Below are 5,115 nucleotides of genomic sequence, written 5' to 3'. Positions count from 1 at the left end.
CGCCGGCTGAAGAGACCGGCTACCCGCGCCAGAATCCCCGGTGTGTTTTCCACCAGCACTGCAAGCGTATGTGTCACATTTGCCCCCCCTCTAACCAAGCATTTTACTTAATGATTCACCCGGTGGAACCATGGGCATGACGTTTTCCTCACTCTCCACCATGAAATCAATCATTACCGGCTTGCTGGAACGGATCGCCTGCTCCAAAACGGGCGCTAGCTCAGACCGCTTGGTCACCCTGAACCCTTCCGCGCCATAAGCCTCGGCCAGTTTAACGAAATCAGGGTTAAACAATTTCGTATGGGAATACCGGTTGTAAAAAAGCTCCTGCCATTGTCTCACCATGCCTAAAAAGCCGTTATCCATCACCGCCACGTTGATTGGCAGCTCATAATTCACTGCCGTGCACAATTCCTGGATGTTCATTTGAATACTGCCGTCTCCGGCAATATCAAAAACCGTGTCGCCGGGGCAGCCGGCCTGGACGCCGATAGCCGCGGGCATGCCATAGCCCATGGTGCCCAAACCGCCGGAAGAAATAAAAGAACGCGGTTTGGAAAAAGTATAATACTGGGCCGTCCACATCTGGTGCTGACCCACCTCGGTGGTAATGCGGGCATCGCCCCCGGTTTGGCGGTAAATTTCCCGGATGACAGCCTGGGGCTTCAGTTCCCTGTTATCACAAAAATCAATCGGGTACTCTTTCTTCCACGTCTGGATTTTCTCCCGCCAGGCCTCTCCCAGTCTTGGCTGAAGTATATCCATCAGCTGTTTCAGCACTATTTTAACGTCTCCGTTGACAGGAATGTCCACTCTCACATTTTTCCCAATTTCTGCTGGATCTATGTCAATATGAATCACTTTGGCCTCATGCGCGAAGGTCTCCAATTTACCGGTGACCCGGTCGTCAAAGCGCGCCCCCACGGCAATCAGGAGATCGCATTCACAGACCGCGAAGTTGGCGTATTTGGTCCCGTGCATGCCCAGCATGCCGAGAGATAACGGATGGGTTCCCGGAAAGCCCCCCAACCCCATCAAGGTGGTGGCCACCGGCGCCATCAGCAGTTCCGCGAAACGGAGCAGTTCTTCATGCGCTCCGGAGATAATCACACCGCCGCCGGCATAGATCACCGGCCGCTCGGATGCGGCGATTGCTTTGGCCGCTTCCGCCACCTGCCATGAGTCGGCTTCGCTCACGGGTTTGTAGCCGGGCAGGTGCAGTTCTTCCGGCACTATATACTCGTTCACCGTACTGGAAACGTCCTTGGGAATATCGATCAGCACCGGGCCAGGCCTGCCGGTGGTAGCTATATAAAACGCTTCCTTGACTATACGCGCCAGTTCGGACGGGTCCCTGACCAGATAGCTGTGCTTCGTTATAGGCAAGGTGATGCCGGTTATGTCCGCTTCCTGGAAGGAGTCCCTTCCCAGCAGACTCCAGGGAACCTGGCCGGTAATAGCCACCAGAGGCACTGAATCCATGTGAGCGTTGGCAATACCCGTTACCAGATTGGTCGCGCCGGGCCCCGAAGTCGCCAGGCAAACCCCCGGCCTGCCGGTGGCGCGGGCATAGCCATCCGCGGCATGAGCCGCCCCCTGTTCGTGTCTGCACAGGATATGCCGGATGTCAGCGTCGTACAGGGCGTCATAGATCGGTAAAACCTGGCCTCCGGGGTAGCCGAAAATTGTGTCCACATTTTCAGCCTCTAAACTCTTGATCAAGATTTCCGCCCCGGAATAATTCACACCGCACACCTCCATTAATCTTCCCTGATGATCGCTCCTGTGCTGGCCGAGGTCACATGGCGGGCGTAACGCGCCAGGTAGCCCTTCTTCACCCTTGGCTCCGGCGGCTGCCAGTCTTTCAGGCGGGCGGAAATTTCCGCCGCGCTCAGCGCCACGTTCAGAGAGTTGTTCGGAATATCAATTTCAATTATATCACCGTCTTTGAGAATTGCCACCGGGCCGCCCTCGGCCGCTTCCGGAGAGATATGGCCGATGGAGGCGCCCCGGGTCGCTCCTGAAAAGCGGCCGTCGGTCAATAAAGCCACATCTTTATCCAATCCCAGGCCGGCGACAGTAGCGGTCGGGGTAAGCATTTCCCGCATCCCCGGCCCGCCCCTGGGCCCTTCGTAGCGGATCACGATGACATCGCCCTTGCTTATTTTTCGCGCTGTGATGGCCTTGGTGGCCTCGTCCTCGGAATCAAAGACGCGGGCCGGGCCGCTGTGTTTAAGCATTTCCGGCGCCACTCCGGCCTTCTTCACCACTGCCCCGCCGGGAGCCAGGTTGCCGCGCAGAATGGCGATGCCGCCGCTGGGGCTGTGCGGGTCATCCACACTGCGGATGACCTCCCGGCGCGATACCTCCCGGCCGCTGATTCTGTCGCCCACAGTACCGTCGACCGTTCTGGCCTCCAGGCTAATCAGCCCTTTCCTGGCCAGTTCGGCCATTACCGCCGGAATTCCCCCTGCTTCGTCCAAATCCTGAATAAAGAATGGACCCATCGGGCTCAGCTTGCATAAGTTCGGCGTCCGCTCACTGACCATGTTGACGTAATCGAGATTCATTTCCACACCCAACTCGGACGCGATGGCCGGGAGATGCAGCACCGTGTTGGTGGAACAGCCCAGGGCCATATCCACCGCCAGGCCGTTGTTAAAAGCGTCTTTGGTCATAATGTCGGAAGGGCGGATGCCTTCCTGGACCAGTTTCACAATTTGCCTGCCGGTCATCTTGGCCAGGCGGCGCCGGGCGGCAGACACGGCCAGCACAGTACCGTTGCCCGGCAGGGCCATGCCCAGGGCTTCAGTCAAACAGTTCATCGAATTTGCCGTGAACATGCCGGAACAGGAACCGCAGCCGGGACAGGCCGCCTCTTCCAGTTCGTGCAGTTCGTCCTCAGTCATGCTGCCAGCGTATACCTTGCCCACCGCTTCAAAAAGGTTGCTCAGCGATATATTCTGTCCCTGGTGAAGGCCGGCCAGCATCGGGCCGCCGCTGACCACGATGGCCGGAATATCCAGCCTGGCCGCGGCCATCAGCATGCCCGGGATAATCTTATCGCAGTTCGGGATCAGCACCAGCCCGTCAAACGGATGGGCTTCAGCCATCACTTCAATGCTGTCCGCGATCAATTCCCTGCTGGCCAGCGAATATTTCATCCCGGTATGATTCATGGCTATACCGTCACAGACGGCTATCGACGGGAATTCAATGGGCGTTCCCCCGGCCATGCGCACGCCGGCTTTCACCGCTTCCGTGAGATCACGCAGATGGATGTGTCCGGGCACAATCTCATTGTATGAGTTTACCACGCCAATCAGGGGCAGTTCCAACTCCTGGTCAAGATAACCCAGCGCTTTGAAAAGCGAGCGGTGGGGAGCTTTTTCAATACCTTTCTTCATTACGTCGCTACGCAAGTTCAATTCCTCCTTATTGCAAAAAAATAGCCGGTCTACGGCCGGCTAACACGTCTGTTTTTAGCAGCCGCAACCGCAGGTGGACGCGTCTTCGGAAAAAATCAGCGGGCCGTCAACCTTAGTCAGTTCACGAAACGCGGCAATAAGTTCCCGGGTGATCTTGCCCGGCTTGCCGTCGGCGATGGTACGTCCGTCTACCTTTACCGTGGGAATAACCTCGGCGGCAGTGCCGGTCAGGAAACATTCGTCCGCATTGTATAGATCATGCAAAGTAAAAATTTTTTCTTCGACCGGTATGCCGGCCTGGCGAGCCAGGTCCATTACCGTGTTGCGGGTAACCCCTTCCAAAAGACCTATGTGAGACGGAGGAGTGGCAAGGACCCCGTTTTTCACGATAAAAATATTGTCCCCCGTGGCTTCAGCCACATATCCTTCCGAGTTCAGCATAATCGCTTCGGGCACACCGGCCAGATTGGCTTCCATCTTGGCGTAAATATTGTTCAGGTAATTCAACGACTTAACCCGCGGGGTAACGGCGACAGGAATATTCCGGCGGGTGGAAACGGTAATCAGAGTCAAACCCTTTTCATATAACTCTTCCGGGTAAAGCCGGATCGAGGCGGTGATGCAAAATACGGTGGGTCTGGGACATTTAAGCGGATCAAGACCCAGATCGCCCTTGCCGCGGGTTACCACCAGGCGGATATAGCCGCTGCGCAGGTTGTTGCGGCGCAAGGTTTCCAAAACAATCTCCTGCATGTTCTCCAAGGATTCGGGAATCTCCAGGCCGATTGTCCTGGCCGATTCATAAAGACGGACCAGGTGGTCATGCAGTTTGAATACTCTGCCGCTGTAAGCGCGGATGCCTTCGAAAACCCCGTCGCCATACAAGAGTCCATGGTCAAAAACAGACACCACCGCCCGTTCCTCAGGCAAGTATTCCCCGTCAAGATAAATAATCAGGCTCATCAGCAACTCCTCCATAAAATATTTAAGCACAACGAATATTAAAGAAAAGCCCTTTGGATAAAATTCCAGCAACGGAACCTATCCGTAGGGTCTTTTAATTCCCCACGTTGTTAAACTACCCTTTAAATAATATAAATATATTTAATAAATAAAACAACCCCCAATAAATAAAACAACCCCTCACCTGGCGTTTGGATAAAATGCCAGGGACGAGAGGTTGAAGCCTTGCGCGTTACCACCCTGCTTGCCGCCGCCAAAAGCGGAAGCCTCTTAATGTGCCGATTAAAGACACGGCGTTGTAACGGGCGCCCGACCCGGCCCGGCTTACTGGCAACCTTTCAGCCGACAGCTCCAGGGTGATGTAAAGCCATCGTATTCAAGGCGCCGGTTCTCAGCTACCCCGGCTCTCTGCGGCCCATACACAAGCTCCTTGTCCCCTTCACAGCCTTTTCCAGATATAACTTGTTAACCAGTATACAAAAAACCGGATAAAGTGTCAAGAATTTTTTGCGGGTCTGTGATTATCATGTGATAATGTCACCTTGTTAATTATCGTGATAATATGTCACCTATGAAAGACAAGGTACTTTATCTCATGTCACAAGAACAAATAAAAAGATACACAGTCATTGAGAAGACTCTCGAAGGCAGTATGTCTATCAAGGAAGCAGCAGCGGTTTTAGACCTCAGTGAGCGCCAGGTGATACGCCTAAAAAAGGGGGTG

General features: G+C 54.7%; 3 protein-coding genes and 1 pseudogene. All 4 read right to left on the bottom strand.

Translation table 11 applies throughout. The features are described 5' to 3' along the window. A pseudogene (locus tag A4E54_RS05860) lies at nt 1–77 on the bottom strand (acetolactate synthase small subunit); the annotation flags it as partial. A gap of 13 nt (nt 78–90) precedes the next feature. Then, the gene (gene ilvB / locus A4E54_RS05855; protein WP_286724981.1) at nt 91–1,746 is read right to left on the bottom strand and encodes a biosynthetic-type acetolactate synthase large subunit; all 1,656 of its coding nucleotides are present in this window, start codon (nt 1,744–1,746) and stop codon (nt 91–93) included. 14 nt (nt 1,747–1,760) lie between these two features. Further along, complete coding sequence (gene ilvD, locus A4E54_RS05850) at nt 1,761–3,422, bottom strand: dihydroxy-acid dehydratase (protein ID WP_286724980.1); 1,662 nt, start codon at nt 3,420–3,422, stop codon at nt 1,761–1,763. A 60-nt stretch (nt 3,423–3,482) separates the two neighbouring features. Beyond that, on the bottom strand, nt 3,483–4,391 hold the full coding sequence (gene ilvE / locus A4E54_RS05845; protein ID WP_240082672.1) for a branched-chain-amino-acid transaminase: 909 nt from the start codon (nt 4,389–4,391) through the stop codon (nt 3,483–3,485). Nucleotides 4,392–5,115: the final 724 nt, after the last annotated feature.

It is taken from the genome of Pelotomaculum sp. PtaB.Bin117, from assembly GCF_002067195.1.
In the GTDB taxonomy this organism is placed as follows: Bacteria; Bacillota; Desulfotomaculia; order Desulfotomaculales; family Pelotomaculaceae; genus Pelotomaculum_D; species Pelotomaculum_D terephthalicicum.
This window is presented reverse-complemented; position numbering and strand designations above follow the sequence as displayed.